This is a genomic window from Streptomyces sp. cg35 (assembly GCF_050410835.1).
Classification (GTDB): domain Bacteria; phylum Actinomycetota; class Actinomycetes; order Streptomycetales; family Streptomycetaceae; genus Streptomyces.
This window is the reverse complement of sequence record NZ_CP191268.1, coordinates 8,987,613-9,006,257: the sequence shown is the minus strand read 5'-3', so window position 1 is coordinate 9,006,257 and position 18,645 is coordinate 8,987,613. Positions and strand designations below refer to the sequence as shown.

Here is an 18,645-nt window from a genome sequence, read left to right as displayed (position 1 = left end):
ACGGGCGCGACCGCGGGTGCGATCAGGGCGCAGAGGAACATGATCGGGCGGACAGGGTCTAGCAGGGAACGATCGACGGGGGTGATCCTCCGGTCTCGGCGAAGAACTGCCAGATCGTCGCGATGGCCGCCGCCTGCGCCAGGAGCCAGGCGAGTTGAATGGACACGAAGCGCATCTGGTAGACGGAGAGCAGTAGCGCGAATCGGCTGCGCCAGTAGTGGCGTTCGTCGCGGAAGGTCTCAAGGTCCATGAGAATGCTGGTCACGGTGAGGATCAGGAGCATGGCGGTGAGGGCCAGCGCCAGTCCCGCCTGTTCCTCTCCCAGGGCCCAGTTGCCCAGCGAGAAGAGTCCGGCAGGGACGGCGTAGGCGAGTGTGAGGACGAATGCCTTCATGGGGCCGCGGCGACCGGGGAGTTGATGCCAGAGCGCTCCCAGGACCTGTCCCGCGGCGGCGTAGCCGACCTGCCAGAGAAGGAACTGGAGAGCCACGTCGGGAAGGCCGAGGCGGTCGTGCAGGGTGCTGGTGAGGCCCTCGCCCCGCAGTTGTTGGGTCCAGACCAGTACGGCACTCAGGGGCAGCGCCACGGGCTGTGTCAGTTGTGCTGCCTTGACGCCGTTCTCCCACCATGTGGCACCGGGCCCGAGAGACAGTGCGGCGTCGACGACCGAGACGTGGCGAGGCAGTCGGTCGCGGCCGCCCGCGGAGGATCTCCAGCGGTACAGCCCGGACAGGCGTTTCTCGAGTGCGCGGCGGTGGCCACTTGTCGTACGCCGGGGATGCCGAGAACCGCATCCCGGATCTACATTTCGAGACCTCGCATCTGCGCGAGTTCGTTGGGTTCTGGGTGATGGTGAACAGATTCCCCAACGTGTCACGGACCGCCCAGGACCTGCGCGAGCGTGTGTCCGCGCCCACCACCACCGCCTACCGCTACATCGCCGAGGCCGTCGAAGTCCTGGCCGCTCACGCCCCAACCCTCGCCGAGACGATGAAGACCGATGCCATCAAGGCATTCGTCCTCGTCCAAACCGTCCTCACCCTGCACCTGACCTGCACGAACTGAGGTGGGTGCGGCTCTTCTACAGGGAGGGCAACGTTGGTGGTCTGGCAAGTCAATGGTCCGCCCTCCCCCCCCCCCCCCCCCCCCCCCCCCCCCCCCGAGTTCAGATCGCTGGCCCTTGTGGAGGCTTCCCGGATGGGGAACGATGCGCCAATCCACCCGAGGTGACCTGACCCACGACTGGGCAGCACGCACGGGCCGGCGACAACAGGGGGCGACGACATGCTGATTGAGTCACGGACAGAGGCGGCCGGGTGAACGTCACGCTGGCGTTCGCCAACAACGACGCCATGCTTGCGATCCGCTTCCTACTTGAGCTGGTCTCGCTGCTCTGCCTGGCCGTCTGGAGCTGGCGCAAAGTCCCCTCTCCATGGCGCTGGCTGATGGCCGTCGCGCTGCCCGTCGCTGTGGGCTGGGCGTGGGGTTCCTTCACCGTGCCGGATGACCCGTCCAAGGGCGAGAGCGATATCCACACCCCCGGACCATTGCGCCTACTCCTCGAGCTCGCCGTCTTCTTCGGTGCGGTGGCTGCGCTCTACCTCGCCGACCTGCGCCGCGCGGCACGCTGGCTCCTTGCGATCATGGTCGGCTACCAGGTCCTCGCCTTCGACAGAATCGGCTGGCTGCTCAGCCACTGAGCAGCCACTGCCTCCGACACTGTTCCCGCCGTTGGCCAGATTTGCGCTGGCGGGGCCATCCTCTCCAACCGAGCCACACTCAGCAGAGGTTGGAAAAGGCTCAGTATCGGGACTCACCGACAGCATCCTGAGGTCACATCGGCCGGCCGCCGACCGCGTCTCTCAGCCCCGCGGGTGGGTCCTCAACGACCATCGCTGTCCGGCTGCTTCTGCCACAGAAGTGCCCCGGGTAGCCTGCATAGAGGACCGATACAGGGCCAGCGCCCCGCAGACAGTCCAGTCACCCGCCGCCGTACGGCGATCAGGCGCGACGCTCCGCCAACAGGACCTCCACCTCGGCGAGTTCCTTCGCCGGGCGAACCATTCGCGACCGGACCTCCAGGTCGTCCACGTCGTAGCGGGTGAGCACCTCCTCGTCCCAGCGCGCGGCGGCCTCCCGCAGCGGCGTTTGTGCCTCCTCCGGGCGGCCTAGGCGCGAGAGGGCCAATCCGTAGTAGCCGGCAGCCTCCACCCACTGAAGGGTGTCCTCGTCACAGTCCTCCCAGACGCTGCGCAGGAAGGGCTCGGCCTCCGCGTAGGCGCCGCGTTGCGCCTTTAGCTTGCCCACGAGCATGGTGTGCAGGTACGAGCCATCGGCGGCCGCGCGGACGTACCAGCGTTCGGCCTCCTGGTAGTCGTGGTGGAACTCGGAGAGCCACCCCATGCGCCGGCACGCGCGAGGGTGCCCCGCCTCGGCCGCCTTACGGTGCCAATGGTCACGCAGCGTCGGCCTGCGCAGCGCGCTGTACAGGTCCGCCAGGTCGTATGCAGCGTCCGGATCACCGGCCAGCGCGGCGGGCTCGATCCAGCGGATCATGTAGCGGTACGACGCCTTGGCCCCGTCACGCAGGATCTTCCCGTATGTGTACGAGGCCTCGGCGTCACCCGCCTCGGCCCGCGCCCGGATTGCGGGCAGCCGGTGCAGGTCCTCGCCGGGGTCCACCGGGCCCGCGTCGCGCAGCGCCGCGATCGTGTCCAGCATCGTGACGGCCTTCTGCACGTTCGTCCCGAGCCGGTGCAACCACACCTCTGCCTCGTCGTAACGCTGTTGGCGTTTGAGGAGGACGGCGAGGTTCCACTGCGCGTCCCGGTCGCCGGCGCCCGCGGCGATGTCGTACCAGCGCTCGGCCTCGACGAGGTCGCCGCGCTCCGCGTGGACAGCCCCGAGTACGTAGGTGGCCTCGGCGACTCCTTCCTCGTGGGCGCTGACCAACAGGCCGACCGACTCGGCCCAGGACGCCTCGCCGAATGTCTCGACCAGGAACAGGGCGTGGTCCACGCGGGCGGCTGCACTGAGCGTTGAAGCCCGGCCGTAGAGGTGCGCCGCCTCGATGGTCAGGCCGTGGTAGTCCACGAACTGGTTTTGCAGGTCAACGAGAGCGCGTACGGCTGCCGCGGCGACGTCCCCGTCGCTGTCGTCCTCCGCCACGTCGAGGTCCGCGGCGACTTGGTCGAACGTCGCGCGGACCGTCTCGAAGAGCTGTGCCCAGCGGAACACGGCGATGTCGCCGATCTCGACGTCGCTCATGAGGAACCGTGCGGCTTCACCGGGGTGGCCGTCGGCGGCCAGCAGCTTGCCGAGCTCGACCTTGCAGTCCAGGTGGCGGCCGTTCTCCCAACCGTGCCGGAACCACTCGGCGGCCTCCGGGTCGCCGTTCTCCCGGAGCAGCACCCCGAGCCCGTGGGCGCATCCGGAGTCGCGGTCCGCCGCGGCCCGGTAGAGGGCTTCCGCGGCCGCGCGGTCCCCGCGGATTTTCCGGTACCGGGCGAGGGTGTAGTGCGCGAACGGATCGCCCGCCGCCACTGCCCGCTCCCAGTAGGGAATGCCTTGGTCCACCAGGTGGCTGAGCACGAAGAAGTCGCTGTGTTGCCGGGCCGACTTCCAGTCACCCGCCTGCGCGGCGGCGACGAGTGCTTCCCCGTGGGTCTGTATGCCGTGCGTCACCTGACGCATCTTGTCACGAAGGTTCCATGGGCTTCTCGTGCCGGGTGACCCGTCGGACCCGAGCCAGGGTTTGTGTGCGGCAGTCTTCGTACGACTTCGATGTGGCGCCTGGCTGACGGCCGTTGGTGCTGGAGCGCCATCAGGCCGTCGTCGCCGAGTTCCAGGAGTATGCGCGTCAGGTCGTGAAGCTGAGGTGGGTGACTTCGTCCTCCTCAGGGTTTCCACCGCCCTGCCGGCCCGGCGGCCACGGGACAGAAGGCGGATCCGCACAGTTTGGTGCTGTAACTGGTGGTGTCTCCATTGAGCGCAGCGAGGTGATCTGCGAACGGAGCGGTGCCGACGGTGCGCTGCGTGAGAGCAAGCGCATCCCTGCGGTGTTACGTGAGACACGCACAGCGATCGTTTCGGAGCACTGCCGCCTCGTCGTACTTCGGATCGCTTGCCAGCGCACGAACCATAGGAAGATGCCCGTGAAGTGCAGTTGTCCTGAGTCTTCGTCTGGTCGCACTCCTCGACCGACCCTAGTTTCCCTGGTCTGTCGTCTCGCGCAGGTTTGCCTTGATGTGCGCCAAGGCTTCCGCGGGCGGCAGATGCGTCAGGCCCTTCGTGAGAGGTAGATGTGAGGGGCAGAACCACTCACAGTGATCCGGGTGACCAGCCCAGTCATCTGGATAGGTCTGCGTGGGCCGGAAGTACACGAGAGTGAAGTCCTCGTATGCAAAGCCTGAACGCTGGTAGGGAACACAGCATATGGCGCAGAAGGGCGGCATCATCAGGGGCTCGCGTTCTCTGACGGGTCGACACTTGACGACGGCTCACAGTATCCGACAACAAAGGTGGGCCAGAGCCCTAAGAACCGTCCGTGCACCTGACGGGTGCGCCGTGGGGGGGGCGATGAGCGTGGAGTTGCTGAGGTTCTGCGACGAATGCGAGCTCCTGGCATAGCGAGGGAACTGGCAGTGCTGGCGGTCGGAATGCAGGCGGCGTGGAAGCGCTCGTGTGGAAGACGCACCGGCCGAGCATCCTGAGCGCATGCGAGAGCCCTCTACTCCCTTCTCGCCGTGCAGTGGCGCATTGTGGGAGCCATCCAGCTATCCGTCTTGGGTGCGGGCGCAGCGCTCTTCGTCTACCGGGTTAGCCGTCAGCATGCGAAGAGCAAGGCACCCTGGGGCCTCATCCCTATCAGACCCATCCAGCAGGCTCTTCAACGTGCGGAATGCGACTTGCCGCCTGACCTCGAGGTCCGTGACGTTCGCCTCTGATCAGCACACTTCGCATCTCATAGCCCGCCGCTTCACCGCCGATGCCGCCCCCCCCATCGGACGCACACCCCTGACCAGGGGGCAGACACCCCGGCTACGGCGACATGCTCGATCAGGGAAGGAGGGGCAAGGCCTGGGGCGAGGTACGGTCACAGGTCGTGAGCGGCGCGGAGCACAGCGCCGATGCGGGCCCTGGCCTCGGGGCGACGTCGGCGCGCCACATCAGCGCAGCCGGTCGTAGACGAGGGCGGTGGTGCCGTGCTCCCCCGCGCTCTGGCTGACGAGCGTCCACGCTCCCGCAGGCAGGCCGTCGTCGAACAGCCTGGGGCCACCGCCGAGGAACACGGGGAAGACCGTGAACGCCAGGCGGTCCACCTGGTCGGCGGCCAGCAGCGCCTTGATGACGCTCGCGCTGGACAGGACGAGGATGTCGCCGCCCTCGGCCGCCTTGAGGTCCCTGACCACGTCGGCGGTCGGTCCGTGGGCGAGCCTCGTCCGCTCCCACGGCGCTGCGCGAAGAGTGGAGGAGAGGACCACCTTGTCGGCATCGACGAGCCACTTGGCGAAGCCCTCGTCGCGTGGGTCGGCGCCTTCCATGCCGATGACGGTGGGCCAAAAACCCAGGAAGCCCTCGGCGTTGACCCGGCCCAGCAGGGCCGTCGTCGCCGGCTCCCACAGGCTGGTCAGGTGATCGCGGGCGACGTCGGTGACGGCGAACGGCATCACCCAGCCCATGTCCAGCGGGTTGTCCGGCTTCGCGTAACGGCCGTCGAGGGAGAGTGCGATGTTCGTGACGACCCTGCGACCGCCAGCCTGCTCAGTCACTTCGTGCTCCTCGTGTCGGTACTCACGGTGCTTTCGGGGCTCTCTGTGTTCGCTGCGTTCGCGGCGCGCTCGGCGCCGTCGGTGGTGTGCGGTGCCGCGCTGAACGTCGCGGCAAGCTTGTCGAGGCTCTGGCCGAAGCCGATCTCGATGCCCGCGATGAAGTCGGCGGAGTCCACGGTGCTGTCAGTGATCCGGTACTGGACGTCGAGGTCCGTGCCGGTGCCGCTGGGCCGCAGGTCGAGGCCGACGTGGGCGGTGAAGGCCACGCCGCCATCAGGAAGCCGGGGCGAGAGCCGATAGGTGAGCCGCTCACCGGGACGGACGTCCTCGACGACGCCCTCCGCGCGCCCGGCGACCGGGCCCAGGTCCTCGGTGTCCTCGGCGTCGCGGTATTCCTGGACGATCCGCCCACCCGGCTGTGCCTCGAAGACGAGCTCGGCAACGCGCAGGTCGTCGGGCGTCCACCACCGGGCGAGCAGAGCGGCCTCGGTCAGGTGGCGCCACACCAGCTCGGGGCGCTCCGCCAGGGGACGTAGAAACCTGAACGAGCGGCCGTCCGCCCACCCCGGCTCCCCCGCCGCGAGCCGCTCCGCGCGCAGGCTCAGCCCGTACCGGTCGAACGCCGCGCGCGGGCCATCGCCCCGCTGCGCGGTGTCGGCGAGGTGGCCGAGCGCGGCCGCCAACTCCCGCAGCGGCTCGGGCCGCAGAGCATAGATGCGGCGCTGGCCGGTGCGCTGGGAGGTGACCACGCCGGCACGCTCGAGGGTCTGGAGGTGCTTGGTCGTCTGTGGCTGGCGGGCCTCGGCGAGCTGGGCGAGGACGCCGACCGAGCGGGGCCGCTCGGCCAGGAGGCTCACGAGCCGCCAGCGGGCCGGGTCGGCGAGTGCGGTGAGGAGTGCGTCCATACTCACTAGCATTCTCCACAACGAATATTCTTGTCAAGGAATATTCTGAGCTCGCACTGTCACAGCCGAATAAGACGTGGCGCGCCACCAGAAGCGCGGCAGGACTGTCCCGCGAACTGCCTGTTCAGGGCCGGATGGCACGATCGGCACGTGATGACTGAAGCTCGCCCGAACGCTGCCATGCGGTATGTCCTGTTTGATGCCGATGGCACGTTGATCGATGCCCTGAACAATCAGCGTCTGGTCTGGCGAACGTGGGCAGAGCGATACGGACTGGAGCCGGATGAGGTCTATCGAGTGGCGCTCCGAACCCGGCCGATGGAGACATTCGCCCAGATCGCTCCGGACCAGGACCCCCAAGAGTGCCTTGCCGCATTGCACGAATTGGAGGACGAGGATGTCCGCACCGGAGTCTATGCAGCTTTCGACGGCGCCTCGGAACTACTCCAGGCTCTGCAGCCCGGAACCTGGGCGCTGGTGACATCGAACTATGAGCACCGAGTGCGTGGCCGTTTCGCGCGGACGGAGTTGCCGGTCCCGGAAGTCCTGGTGGACGCGGCCGCCGTGAAGGAAGGCAAGCCGTCACCGGTGCCATATCTGCAGGCTGCTGAGCGACTTGGTGCCCAGCCGGAGGACTGTCTGGTCATTGAGGACGCCCCCTCCGGGGTGCAGTCCGGGCTACGTGCCGGGATGACGGTGTGGAACGTCAACACCCTGACGGCGGTGGACGGCGCACAGCGCCACTTCGGCACTTTGCGCGACGCGGTCGGCGACATTCTCGCCTTCGCATCGGCGGGTCCCCTACCTCCCCGGCCGCAAGGACCAGCCACACCGAAATGATCTTGCTGCGCTACCGGCACGGCTGGTCCCGCCAAGGACCCGCGCCTGGGGCCGGCGCGGGCACACCGGCGCGGCGGTACCGAAGCCGTTCCTCGATCACCGCCCTGTGCTGTGACCGGCCGGGCGCGCCTTCCCGACTTACCTACCGGCCCCGGCGCCACCGGCAAGGCTCACGACAGCATCGCTGCCCGACTACCGCGACCTCATCGTGCGCGCCCACATCCAGCTCAACGCGCCCATCGGCCTCATCTGATACGGCCTCAACACTCTCCGGGCCGCTGGGATGCGCCAAGCACGCGGTGGAGCACAACTGGCTCACCATCGACCAGCTCCCTTCCTACGAGCCAGACATAAACCCCGTCCCACGGAACATCACGAACTGCGTCGTCGACCGGCGCAGCCACGGTGAACGCCGCACGAAGTCTTGGTCGATCGCTCTGCGCACGGTATCGACATCGGGCGGCGGGAGCGGAGCGTGGTCTGCGCGGCGTTGGCGCGGTAACTGAGCCCAGACACGGCGGAGTCGGCACCCGACGGTTCCTCTCCCTGCCCGGTGATCCGCCACCAGGGGCACCCCCTCCCGCCCACTCCCCCGGCCGCCGCACACGCCGCAGCCGTAGCCCGCCAATACGGCAGCTGCGGGCGGGTGTGGTTAGGCGCGGCTCGGCCTGATGGCGGGCCGGCTGCGGCAGACGACGGGAACACGGGGGCATCGGTGTTCCGCAGCGGTAACTACTGCTGGCCGTAGGGAGGTTGCGGGGGCGTCTGCGGGTACGCGCCCGGCATCGGAGGCGTCTGTTGATACGGCCCCGGGTACGGCTGCTGCTGTCCGGGATACGCCTGCTGGCCGGGGTACGGCTGCTGACTGGGGTATGGCTGCTGAACAGGGTACGGCTGTGGCTGGCCAGGGTAGGGCTGTTGGGCCGGGAACGAGGGCTGACCGCCGCTCCCGGGGGCTCCGGGACCGCCGGGGCCGCCAGGACCGCCGCGATTCTTCTTGCGGGAGCTCAGGACGACGATCAGCACGATGGCGAGGACGACGACAGCACCGCCGGCGATGCCCGCGTAGAGCACGGTGTCGGAGCCGCTGTCAGTCGCCTTGTCCGCGGTGCTCAGCTTGGGCAGCTCGGACGGGTCCCAGGGGCCGGATTCGCGGCCCTTGGCGATGTCCTGTGTGAGGGCCTTGTGCGGGCTGAGGTCGCCGTAGCCGTGTTCCGCGTCCGGGAGCCTGCTCTTGTCGACGCCTTTGGCGATGTACGTGGACTTGATGACGCGGTTGATCAACTGGCCGGGGGTGTGGTCCGGGAACTTCTCTTTGAGGAGCGCGAAGGCGCCGGCGGCGATGGCACCGGCGGACACATTGCCCTTGATGGTCTCGTAACTGCCATCAGGGTTGGCTACTTTGATGGTCTTGGCCGGGGCGGTGAACATCAGGGACTCGGAGGTGTTCGAGCCGTGGTCCTTGTCCCGCCAGACACTGCCGTCCGGCGTGGAGCCGCCGACCAGGGCGACTCCGGGGACGTTGGCGAGCCCCTTCGGTTCCTCCTCGTTGTCGTCGGCCGCGTTCTGGACGAGGACGACGTCGTGGGCGAGGGCGTAGGCGACGGCCTGCCTCACCTTCTTGTTGTCCTCCGGCGACTGGGAGATGTCGATGACGTCAGCGCCCTGGTCGACGGCGTAGCGGATCGCCTCGTCCGCATCGCATGCCTCGGTGTGGTGGTGGCCGGCGATGATGCCGTCGCGCACGTAGATGTCCACGGGGAGGATCTTCGCGTCCGGCGCGATCCCCAGGATGCCGTCGCCGTTGCCCGCGCCGTGACCGTGACCGGCGATCAGCGCGGCGAGGTTGGTGCCAAGGGAGTCTTTCGTCTCCTTGTTGGCGGGCTGGTCGTCACTGCAGCGCTTCCCGGGAAGAACATTGCCGGTGAGGTCGGCCTGGTCGCCGTCGACCCCGTTGTCGAGGATCGCGACCGTGACATCCTTGCCCGTCGCCTCCTTGTGGACGGCGTCGATGTTGTAGGCCTTGTTCTGCCACTGCTTGTCTCTGGTGTCGTCCGCGGAGGCGGTGGGCGCGGCGCTGAGCACCAGGGCTCCCACCACGGCCGTACCGCCGATCATGCGGATCATCTGCTGCGCGAAGCGCACGTTCTGACATCCTTCTGCGTTGGATCCTGGCTGTCGTTCGCGGGGTCCGCGACCGCTGGCCGGCTGTGCGACGACGGACGGATCGTCCGCGTGCTGCTTCGGCCCCCGTGTGGTGTTGTCGTTCTCCCCGAGATCATCCTCGCAGTCGCGCATCATGCACAAGGCGCGCACCAGGCCCCTCACGGAACGCGCGCACCATGCGCAACGCCCCTGAGGTGCCAAGGGGGCGTTTGGTTCTGCGGTGTCTGTTTGGTTCGCCGTCAGGTGTCATGCCAGGTGGGGTGTTTTCGCGGGTGAGGCGGTGGGTCATGAGGTCGAGGACCGCGAGCTCGATCATGGCGGCGGAGCGGTGGGGGTGTCTTGCGACGTCGCAGACGGTCATCGGTGGCGCGTGAGCCAGCCCAGGGTGCGTTCGATCACCCAACGCCGGGCCAGCGAGTGAATCCGCCGACGGCGGGGGCGCGTTGGACGACTTGGAGGTCCAAGCCGACAGCGCCAGTGGCGTTCGAGCTCAGGACCCGGGGTCGATGGTCGCCGGGGAGAATGGCGCGCCCGCGGACGCCACCGTCCCCGGCACGGTGCGCGCGGGCAAGTCTTTCCGCTTCACGGCCGTGACCTGCGACAACACCGCCGAGCCCGATCAGTGGCGCATGACCGTGGCCACGGTGAGCCTCGAATGTGGCCAACGCCCACATCTCCGCACCGCTCATCAAGACGGAAGTACACGCCCACTGCCGGACCGTCGCCGACCAGGCCCACTCGGCCGCCAGCAACGTGGCTGAGAGCACCTCGCCGACTGAACGTTCTTTCCTTCCCGTCCGCTGGACACGTCTGAAGGGGGCCCGGGAGGCCCAAGGTCACACGGCGATCGGTCCCGCCGCCGTCTCCCTGAAGCCGCAGGCATCGACGTAGAACGGTCGCAAGTGCTCTTCGAAGTCGACATGTATCACTCACACCCCGAGGCACGGTATCCCTCAGCAGCCGCCCGAACGAGTGCGGCTCCCACCCCGTTCGCACGACTGCGCTGAGCTACGGCCGTGTCCAGGAGGAACGCATGGACACCGCCGTCCCAGGCGACGTTGACGAAACCAACCGACCGATCGTCCTCCCGGGCGCAGGCCCAGCCCAGGCTGTGCCGCTGATGCCGTGCACACCAGTCCGTCCGCCCGACCGGATGATCGAACCCCTCAGCATGCAGCCGGTTGAGAGCCGCGTTGTCGACGTCGCCCCGCCACTCAGAACCCATCTCTGAACCTCGACGGATCTCTTACAGGCGCCACGTTGGAGGACTTGAGTACGCGCACGGCCCGCAGTTCGCAGCGGTCAGGAACAGGGCTTTGCGGAGAGCTTCCGAGCGCCCCACGTACGTGAGCGGTGGGCCTTTCCGGAGCCGCCACTCAGGCGGATTCTGCCGGTACCGGGTGGGCCGGAGTCCCTTGTTTCACGGCCACGGGGCCGTGCTCCGGCCTGGCAAGGGGGTGGGTGCGGTGACGAGTTCGGAGATGGTCGGCAACGTCAGCGTCGGTCGGTACGAACAGATCGTGGAGCGCCTGCAAGAGGCCGTCGAGAACATGGCGAAGTGCCAGTTCATCATCGGTGACGGCGCTCTCGAGTTGGTCCCGATGCAGGAGCACGGCGGCCGGTCCTTCCGCGACGACCTGTTCGGCGTCTCCGCGTGGCTGCACCGGCTGTCGGAGGACATCAACGTCCCCTACAACACGATCAAGGAGTACCGGTGGGTGGCCAGCCGGTGGCCCGAGCGGCACCGGTGCCCAGGGGTCGCCTTCAGCACGCACCAGATTCTCGCGGCGATCCCAGACGACGAGGAACGGTGGCAGGCGATCAAGAATCCGCCGGTGGACGAGCGGACCGGAAAGCGGCGGTGGACGCCGCAGACGACCCGGCAGCGGGTCGGCTACCACGGGCCGGGCCCGGAGACGGTGCAGGAGAAGATCGAGGCCGTGCACGACCTGGTGGCCGACGAGCAGTTGCCGCGAAGGTGGCCACGGACCTGTTGCGTCGGCCGTCGGTGGCGTTCAAGGCCCTGACCGACGACACGGCCCGCCACCAGGTCAATCACGCTCAGGTCGAGCAGTCCCGCCAGATCCGCGAGGCATACGAACAGCAACTCACCTGCGAACAGCCGCCATTTGAGCCGACCGTGCGCCGCATCAACCATGCGCTGGAGTTCCTGCACCTGGTCGGGGCCTGCCAGCGGTTCATTGCGGCCACCGGCCGGATCGTGCCGTCTCTGCGCGAGCGGCCCTTCTCGGAAGACGAGCGCGACACTGTGCACCGTAACGTCGACCGGGTCCGCGCCACCTGCGAGTGGATCCTGACCGCCGTGGACACCGGTGAGGTCGACGTGGACGAGGAACTCGCGAAGCTCTTGCGGGGCGAGTAGGAATGCCCCGGTCACGGCACCGGGGCGACGCATCACGCGAGCACGCGGAAGCGGTCTGGAAGGCGCTCAAGCAGGCCCGCCCGGCCGGGGTGCACATGCCGCAGCTGATGCGGGCCACCGAACTGACCCACAGCCAGGTGCGATCGGGACTGGCGATGATGCGCGACATCATCATGCAGAAGGGATGGCCGCCGGTGATCTACACGCGCGCTGACGGCTACCAGTTCACCGTCGACCCCGACGAGTTGGAGTCTTACGAGACGGCCCGGGTGCACGTGCTGCTGACCGAGGTCCGCCGTCTGATCACCGGGACCATCGCCCCGCACGCTGCGGTGGCGCCGGAGGACAAGCGGATCCGGCACATCGTCGCCCAGCTGAACTCCGTCGAGTCCACCCTCGACCTGATCGTCTGACGGGGAGGCGGACGTCATGCGTCGGCGCCGGTATCCCTCGGACACTACGCACCTTGAATGGCTACTCATCGAGCCGTTGTTGCCGGTGCCGGCCTGCCGGACCCCGCGCGGCGGCAGGCCGGAGGCCCACCCGCGGCGCGAGATCGTCGACGCCCTGCGCTATCTCGTGGATACCGGCTGCAAGTGGGCAGCGCTGCCCGGGGACTACCCGCCGTTCAAGACGGTGTTCGGGTTCTTCACCCGCTGGTCAGCCGTCGGGGTCTTCAACCTGATCCGTGACCAGCTGCGGCTCCGGATCCGCCGCGCGATGGGCACCTCCCCGCATCCGGTGGCGGCAGTCATCGACTCGCAGTCCGTCAAGGTCGCCGCCACCGTGCCGCGCGCCACGTCGGGCTACGACGCGGGAAAGAAGACGCCGGGGCGGAAGAGACACATAATCGTGGACCTCAAAGGGCTCCCGCTGTTCGTCATGGTCACCCCTGCCGATATGCACGACAGCGTTGCCGCCCGAGAGGCCCTCTTCCGGCTCCGGATCTTGCATCCCGAAATCACCATCGTCTGGGCCGACTTGGCCTACGCGGGCACCCTCGTCACCTGGGCCAAGTCCTTCCTCCACCTCACCATCAAGACCGTGAGCCGTCCCAAGGACGCGAAGGGGTTCGTGATCTTGCCGAGGCGCTGGGTGGCGGAGAGGTCACTGGCATGGTTGATGCACGCGCGCCGCAACGTCCGGGACTACGAGACCTTGCCCGAACATGCCGAAGCGATGCTCACCCTTGCCGCCATCACACTCATGACCAGGCGGCTTACCCGGCCCGTCACACTGCCCAACGCCTCAAAACCTCGACCTCAATCTGCTCTGCAAGCGGCCTGATCGCCGAACAGCTCAGACGTTCCGGCGATAGATCGCTTCCCACTGGGACCACTGCCCCAGGTCCTTCGACGCACGGTGAGTCTGATGGATGCGAGGCGCGAGAACGGGGGTGAAGTCATCCGGCAGCAGCGCCGTGAGCTCGGGCAGGCTGAAAAAGTGGATATCCAGGCCGGCCTTGGATCCTTGCAGATACCTGACGGTGAGCCCTCCGTCAGAGGCTTCCTCAAAGACCTCATGTTCGGGGTGAATGTCCGTGCCAACGGCATTGACGCGGACGCAGAACAGGCCGCCCACCCTGACTCGGTCAAGTGCGGCACGCAGGTGCGCATGTGCCGTGGCACGGTCGCCGTGCTGGAAGACCTGGATGCCGATGACCAGGTCGAACATCTGGGCATCGGGAAGGTCTGTGACGCCTCCGTGGAAGAGGAGCGGTGCATCAGCAGGTGAGCGTCTGGCCAGCGAGGCCAGTGCTACCTCGGAGATGTCCAGGCCCACGAGGTTCAATCCCGCGGCGCGCAGAGGCAGATAGTTGCGGCCGTTGCCGCATCCCACATACAGACCCTCTGCCCCAGGTGGAATGCTGTGTGCCGCCTGCACGATGTCGTCGACGAATCCGACCGGCGGCTCATCCTCGTAGCGGCCACGCCGGTGGGCGCCCACGCCTTCTGCTGTCCTAGGTCGACGATGGGGACGAGGACATCGAGGGTGTAGGCGATGGGGTGGAATGCCGGGGCCGGGGTGGCTGTGGCGGCAAGGTGTGCCGGGTGGGCGTGGGCGAAGACAGCAGTCCCGAGGGCGAGCAGGGCGAGGAGCCAGAGGGCTGCCAGCCATGTCCGGTAGCCGTAGCCGACGGTCAGGTACAGCAGCCAGTTGAGCAGCCGCCCAGCCGGGTTGAGTGTGTGGCGACGATGCTTCTGCTTGTGGATGGCCACAAGTCGGGCGGCGTCCTCCTGGCCGGCTTGGCGGTAGGCAGTAGCGAGTTGATCATAGGGTTGCGGGGCGTAGCCGTGCTGCTGTCGCTGTAGCCAGTCCAGTCGGGCATGCACGGGGAGATGGTCGTTGCCCAGAGTCTGGTAGGCGAGTCCGCGCAGGTCGAGGCGCGCGGGCCACGTCGCGGGGTCGTCGTGGAACGTGCCGATCTTCGCGTGGCTGAGGTCGACGATTCCGTCCGGTGTGCGATGCGGCAACAGGTACAAGGCCGAGGTGTTGAGCCTCTCGAAGTCCAGAGCGAGGCCACCGGAGTTGGTGAAGGCGGCGTCGCGCAGGTCCACCCGGGCACCAACCTGAGCGCCGTACAGACTGAACTCGCCACGTGCAGTGAAGCCCTGACGGCCAGAGACCTGGCGGTCCACCGTGAGCCAGCCACCTTCGAACGCGAAGCCGCCCGGGCTGTCGAGTTCAGCCCCGTCCAGGATGAGCGCGCCGAGGTGCGCCGATCGCACGTCGATGCCGCCACGTGCGGTGAAGCCGTCGTTGAGGCGCACATCTTGTGCCACCTGAAGGCCAGGGACGCTCAGCGCCCAGTTCTCCGTATGGGTGAGGCTGGCTCCGGTGAGAGTGAGGGAGCCGCCGATGCGCGCGGCGGGTGCGTGTGCGCCGCCTTCGATCACCAGCCCCTCGGCGAGCACGCTCTGCGCTGTGTCCATCTGGTCGGCGGCCAGGGCCGTGCCGCCGGGTTGGAGATCCGCACGGCGGTGAGAACCAGGTCTCCACTGATCCGGGCGCCGGCCAGGCGGACCTCGCCGCGGGCGGTGAAGCCGTGGCCCAGGCACACGTGGTGGTCCGCCGTGAGTCGCGCGGCGTCCAGCGCGGTCGCGCCGGGATTGTCGAGCAGAGCTCCGGCCAGGGACAGCATGCCGCCGATCCGAGCCCGGGCCAGCTTGACCTGGCCTTGGCAGGTGAAACCCTCGTCCAACGCTAGGTCGGCGTCGATCCGCAGATTCTCGGCGTCCAGGCCGGGCAGATGGCAGCCGGTCATGCGGATCAGAGGGGCGGTGGTGTGGGCGAGGCTGACCGGTTCCTCCAGCCAGCAGCCGGTCAGTAGCAGCCAGCGACCCAGCGCGGCGCCTTCCAAGTCCAGCGGGCCGGTCACACGGGCACCAGCCAGGCGAAGTGGGGTGCGAACCGGGGAGTCGGTGAGCAGTTGCGCCACCAGCTCGGCCCGTATCGTCCGCTCCGGTCCCCAGGACGCACCGCGTCCAGGATCATCCTCAACACCGTCGCCTCGCAGGCCGACAGCCTGCCCGCGAGCTGCCGCACGGACCAACCGCTCCTCAACTGACGTCAAGTCGTCGGCGGCCAGCATCGTCCCCCAAAGTGTAGGCACCGAACTACCGGAAGCCTATCCACCTGCGAACAGTGTTCACCGGCTGAAGCGCTTCCCTCATCGCGCGCAGAGCCGGACGTCCCCAAGTCATCGTCAGCGAATCTATGGTGGCCGCTCCACCGTGGTGGGTTGGGTGCCTGTCGAGGAGTGCGCCCGGCCGGCCGGCTTGCCGCCTGCAGGGCACACGCAGCCGTCACTTGCACATGTCTGTGACGTCCACCTCCCGAGCAGCGCCGACTCTGCGTCGGTGTCCTCCGGCTCGCACCGCTCACAGTCGTTCTCCAAAATGGGTCGCTCAAGGGGACGTCACACCGCTGCGGCCCGCACTCAGAAGCGGAGAACGACGGTGGTTCGAGGTCGCTGAGCTACTTGCTGCTGGGCGTCGGGTACGCGCTGACCATGGTGTTGAAGTAGCCGTCAGGGGCCTCTTCGAGGAAATCCAGCAGATTGTCCAAGAAGGCGCGCAGTGGTGGGGTCGCGTTGTGCCGATCAAGGTCTTCTTGAGAAAGCCAGACTTCGTACAGGAAGAGCCGGCCGTCGTCCTGTGCGTGCAGGTGGTACTCCAGATTGCCCTCCTCCTGCCGGGTGGGTTCCACGAGGGAGGCGAGAAGCTGGCGCACTTCGTGCGCACGTTCCGGCTTGGGGCGCAGGAATCCGTACAGGGAGATGGGCGCTTGTGTTGTCGTCATGCCCTTGACGCTAGGATCTGACATCAGTGTGAGCTTCAAGGTGGGGGCGCGTGAGGTGAGTCACATGAAGATCGGTGATTTGGCCCGTGAGACGGGTGTGAGTGTGCGTCTGCTGCGCTACTACGAAGATCAGGGCCTGCTCACGTCGCTCCGGACGGACGGCGGCCATCGCCACTACACCGCCGATGCCCCGACTACGGTCACACGGATCCGCACCCTGCTGGACGCCGGTCTCCCCACCAGGATCATCCGGGACCTCATGCCCTGCTTTCTCGGCGACGGCCCCGAGCTCGATGTCTGCGTCCAGGGACACCTACAGGCGCAACTAGAGGATCTGGACGCCCGCATGGCCCAGATGCAACGCGCTCGCACGTCGCTCAGTGACCTCCTCGACGCTTCCGCACGAGCATCCGCTACTTCGCCGCCACCCACCTGAACCAAACTCAGGACCCCTCTGTCGCCGGTCGGTCCAAGCCGCGCCCTCCACTGCCGATTCAAGGACAGCGCGGGGGATTCGATCCCCGTGTGGGCTGCTGTCACCCCAGCACCTTCTCCCAGGGTGAACTGCAGCTGTTCTGTGCACATTGCCCGCGAAAGGCCCTTGGGGAGGGCCGAAGTCCGGGCGGATGGTCGGGCACAAGCAGCACGAAGGCTCGAGCATCTGGGCGATGGGTCTCGCAGGGCCAGGACGGTTACGGCTACGAGCCTCGCTGCAGGTAGTTGTGTGCGGCCTGCCCGTTCAGAATGAACGGCGCGGGGGCCGGCCCGCTTCCGTCCTTATGAACGATGACGCACTGGACCGCGTTCCCGTACTGTTCCCACACCACAGACAGGTTGGGGTCGTTCGTTTCCGAGACTCCACAGTTGTCCATGCGCTCACCCTAGAACGCTCTCGTCGATCAGGTAAGCGATGCGCGCACACCGTGTTGCAGCACTGTCCGCTCACCCATCGCTACTTAGGGGTTGTCGTGCGACGAGTACCCCCTCACTTCCACCTACGAGGGGTCGGCGCAGTCGACCTACGAGCTAGACAAGTCGGCGAACAACTTCTGCGCGCTGGCAGTGGCGGCCGATGACAACACCACGGCCAGGACCTCAGCGGCGAGCCCATCGTCGGCAAGGGAGCGGACAAGTCCGCGTTGGCACCTGCGCCACGGCATGCTGGAGTCGAGACACTGCTAATGCCGGGAATGACGTCGGCGGTCACAGAGTAGGCGCCGCGGGCTTCGATGTCGGAGGGGGTTCCAAGCGTGCAGTTGTAGAGGGTGGCTCACCCCACACGACATACGCTCCGGTTTCCCCTTCCGCCAACTCGTCACGCATCAGGCGCCATTGAAATTGCCCCCGCGCGCATGGCGCGGATCCTGGACGGCAGAGGCGTAGTCGCAGCGGTCCGTGGGGCGGCGGCATCAAGCCCGTCACTGCGGTACACACCCCACCCATGACAGACCACCGCGCACTACGCACGCAAGAACCCCGCCCCCGTCATGGCTTCATAGACCATCACCACCCTTCTTCCGAACGGTAGTTCACAGCGCCGGCATCCGCGTCAGCGACTAGCGGAGGGCACCGCAGTACACCGGCACCCTCCCCCGGTACCAACTGCGGACTTCGAACGTCAGTCTCGGCGAAACGGCACCACGCCCCGTCGGACAGCGCTTGAATGGACGCGATCACGCAACGGGTGACTCAGGGGGATGCACCATGCGCAAGTCGTACTACGCGGCACACGTCTACATGATCGTCGGAGTCGTCTCGGGACTCTTCTACCGGGAGTTCACGAAAGCCGAAGACTTCCACGGCGACACGCAACTTGCCCTCATGCACACCCACTTGCTGGCCCTGGGCATGCTCGTCTTCCTGATCGTCCTCGGCCTGGACAAGGTGTTTCAGCTCTCCGGGACCAGACTGTTCACCGCCTTCTTCTGGTTCTACAACGCCGGTCTGGCGATCTCGACCGCGATGATGGGCGTGCACGGAATCCTGACCGTGTTGGGCCGCGACGAGGACCACATCGCAGAGGCAGTGCCACTGACCGCCGGACTCGGCCACATCCTCCTGGCCGTCGGCCTCGTCCTCCTGTTCGTGCTGCTCGGCCAGCGTGTCAACGAGCACGTTCAGCAGTCCGGGGCAACAAGCGAAGACGAGGAAACCGCAGCCGCGTGAGGGCCGTGCGCCAGGCCGCAGGCGCACTCTGGGCCGAACAGCCTGCCAACTCCCATGCCGCAGGCTGGCGAAGATCATCACCGCGACGTCATCCGTAAAGTACGGCCCAATA

The 18,645-nt window shown here is 67.3% G+C and carries 15 protein-coding genes and 3 pseudogenes; 8 read left to right on the top strand and 10 right to left on the bottom strand.

Annotation, left to right across the window (positions count from 1 at the left end):
- Positions 1-58: 58 nt before the first annotated feature.
- Positions 59-877 (bottom strand): DUF6185 family protein, encoded by an 819-nt coding sequence (locus ACQUQD_RS41335; protein WP_428957385.1) that lies wholly within the window; start codon positions 875-877, stop codon positions 59-61.
- Positions 878-915: 38 nt separating this feature from the next.
- Here ACQUQD_RS41335 and ACQUQD_RS41330 point away from each other — a divergent pair.
- Positions 916-1,038 (top strand): annotated as a pseudogene (locus ACQUQD_RS41330) (IS5/IS1182 family transposase); the annotation flags it as partial.
- Between the two features lie 278 nt (positions 1,039-1,316).
- On the top strand, positions 1,317-1,700 hold the full coding sequence (locus ACQUQD_RS41325) for a YrdB family protein (protein WP_428957384.1): 384 nt from the start codon (positions 1,317-1,319) through the stop codon (positions 1,698-1,700).
- A gap of 301 nt (positions 1,701-2,001) precedes the next feature.
- On the opposite strand, the gene ACQUQD_RS41320 is transcribed toward ACQUQD_RS41325, so the two are convergent.
- The 3 genes from ACQUQD_RS41320 to ACQUQD_RS41310 form a co-directional block, all read right to left on the bottom strand.
- Complete coding sequence (locus tag ACQUQD_RS41320; protein ID WP_428957383.1) at positions 2,002-3,684, bottom strand: tetratricopeptide repeat protein; 1,683 nt, start codon at positions 3,682-3,684, stop codon at positions 2,002-2,004.
- Positions 3,685-5,168: 1,484 nt separating this feature from the next.
- Entirely contained in the window at positions 5,169-5,771 is a 603-nt protein-coding gene (locus tag ACQUQD_RS41315; protein ID WP_428957382.1) for a dihydrofolate reductase family protein, read from the bottom strand.
- A complete protein-coding gene (locus ACQUQD_RS41310) occupies positions 5,768-6,676 on the bottom strand; it encodes a metalloregulator ArsR/SmtB family transcription factor (RefSeq protein ID WP_428957381.1) in 909 nt (302 codons plus the stop codon). The genes ACQUQD_RS41315 and ACQUQD_RS41310 overlap by 4 nt, the downstream gene beginning before the upstream one ends.
- A gap of 153 nt (positions 6,677-6,829) precedes the next feature.
- Here ACQUQD_RS41310 and ACQUQD_RS41305 point away from each other — a divergent pair, with 153 nt between their 5' ends.
- Positions 6,830-7,516 carry an HAD-IA family hydrolase gene (locus ACQUQD_RS41305; RefSeq protein ID WP_428957783.1) on the top strand — a complete coding sequence of 229 codons (687 nt, stop codon included), beginning with the start codon at positions 6,830-6,832 and terminating at the stop codon, positions 7,514-7,516.
- A gap of 732 nt (positions 7,517-8,248) precedes the next feature.
- Here the strand turns inward: ACQUQD_RS41305 and ACQUQD_RS41300 are convergent.
- Together ACQUQD_RS41300 and ACQUQD_RS41295 are read right to left on the bottom strand one after the other, a co-directional pair.
- On the bottom strand, positions 8,249-9,661 hold the full coding sequence (locus tag ACQUQD_RS41300) for a S8 family peptidase (RefSeq protein WP_428957380.1): 1,413 nt from the start codon (positions 9,659-9,661) through the stop codon (positions 8,249-8,251).
- 857 nt (positions 9,662-10,518) lie between these two features.
- A pseudogene (locus ACQUQD_RS41295) lies at positions 10,519-10,907 on the bottom strand (GNAT family N-acetyltransferase).
- A gap of 256 nt (positions 10,908-11,163) precedes the next feature.
- On the opposite strand from ACQUQD_RS41295, the pseudogene ACQUQD_RS41290 reads away from it, so the two are divergent.
- The 3 genes and pseudogenes from ACQUQD_RS41290 to ACQUQD_RS41280 all read left to right on the top strand — a co-directional run bounded on the left by ACQUQD_RS41290 (position 11,164) and on the right by ACQUQD_RS41280 (position 13,352).
- Positions 11,164-12,065, top strand: a pseudogene (locus ACQUQD_RS41290) (DUF6192 family protein).
- 2 nt (positions 12,066-12,067) lie between these two features.
- Positions 12,068-12,478 carry a RacP protein gene (locus ACQUQD_RS41285; protein WP_428957379.1) on the top strand — a complete coding sequence of 137 codons (411 nt, stop codon included), beginning with the start codon at positions 12,068-12,070 and terminating at the stop codon, positions 12,476-12,478.
- A gap of 16 nt (positions 12,479-12,494) precedes the next feature.
- Complete coding sequence (locus ACQUQD_RS41280; protein WP_428957378.1) at positions 12,495-13,352, top strand: IS5 family transposase; 858 nt, start codon at positions 12,495-12,497, stop codon at positions 13,350-13,352.
- Positions 13,353-13,364: 12 nt separating this feature from the next.
- Here the strand turns inward: ACQUQD_RS41280 and ACQUQD_RS41275 are convergent, their stop codons facing one another.
- The 4 genes from ACQUQD_RS41275 to ACQUQD_RS41260 all read right to left on the bottom strand — a co-directional run bounded on the left by ACQUQD_RS41275 (position 13,365) and on the right by ACQUQD_RS41260 (position 16,367).
- Entirely contained in the window at positions 13,365-13,904 is a 540-nt protein-coding gene (locus tag ACQUQD_RS41275) for a class I SAM-dependent methyltransferase (protein WP_428957377.1), read from the bottom strand.
- Entirely contained in the window at positions 13,853-14,980 is a 1,128-nt protein-coding gene (locus ACQUQD_RS41270) for a hypothetical protein (RefSeq protein WP_428957376.1), read from the bottom strand. Before ACQUQD_RS41270 ends, ACQUQD_RS41275 begins: the two co-directional genes overlap by 52 nt.
- Positions 14,959-15,444, bottom strand: coding sequence for a hypothetical protein (locus ACQUQD_RS41265; RefSeq protein ID WP_428957375.1), 486 nt, complete (start codon positions 15,442-15,444; stop codon positions 14,959-14,961). Before ACQUQD_RS41265 ends, ACQUQD_RS41270 begins: the two co-directional genes overlap by 22 nt.
- A 599-nt stretch (positions 15,445-16,043) precedes the next feature.
- The gene (locus tag ACQUQD_RS41260; protein ID WP_428957374.1) at positions 16,044-16,367 is read right to left on the bottom strand and encodes a putative quinol monooxygenase; all 324 of its coding nucleotides are present in this window, start codon (positions 16,365-16,367) and stop codon (positions 16,044-16,046) included.
- A gap of 64 nt (positions 16,368-16,431) precedes the next feature.
- Here ACQUQD_RS41260 and ACQUQD_RS41255 point away from each other — a divergent pair, with 64 nt between their 5' ends.
- Together ACQUQD_RS41255 and ACQUQD_RS41250 are read left to right on the top strand one after the other, a co-directional pair.
- The gene (locus tag ACQUQD_RS41255) at positions 16,432-16,803 is read left to right on the top strand and encodes a MerR family transcriptional regulator (protein ID WP_428957373.1); all 372 of its coding nucleotides are present in this window, start codon (positions 16,432-16,434) and stop codon (positions 16,801-16,803) included.
- A gap of 1,268 nt (positions 16,804-18,071) precedes the next feature.
- Positions 18,072-18,533: a DUF2871 domain-containing protein gene (locus ACQUQD_RS41250; RefSeq protein WP_428957372.1), complete on the top strand. Its 462-nt coding sequence runs from the start codon at positions 18,072-18,074 to the stop codon at positions 18,531-18,533.
- Positions 18,534-18,645: the final 112 nt, after the last annotated feature.

Bases quoted from the DNA above. Each gene is read 5' to 3' on its own strand.
- ACQUQD_RS41310 (WP_428957381.1), bottom strand. From the start codon at position 6,676: ATGGACGCACTCCTCACCGCACTCGCCGACCCGGCCCGCTGGCGGCTC.
- ACQUQD_RS41305 (WP_428957783.1), top strand. From the start codon at position 6,830: ATGACTGAAGCTCGCCCGAACGCTGCCATGCGGTATGTCCTGTTTGAT.
- ACQUQD_RS41285 (WP_428957379.1), top strand. From the start codon at position 12,068: ATGCCCCGGTCACGGCACCGGGGCGACGCATCACGCGAGCACGCGGAA.
- ACQUQD_RS41280 (WP_428957378.1), top strand. From the start codon at position 12,495: ATGCGTCGGCGCCGGTATCCCTCGGACACTACGCACCTTGAATGGCTA.
- ACQUQD_RS41260 (WP_428957374.1), bottom strand. From the start codon at position 16,367: ATGACGACAACACAAGCGCCCATCTCCCTGTACGGATTCCTGCGCCCC.
- ACQUQD_RS41255 (WP_428957373.1), top strand. From the start codon at position 16,432: ATGAAGATCGGTGATTTGGCCCGTGAGACGGGTGTGAGTGTGCGTCTG.
- ACQUQD_RS41250 (WP_428957372.1), top strand. From the start codon at position 18,072: ATGCGCAAGTCGTACTACGCGGCACACGTCTACATGATCGTCGGAGTC.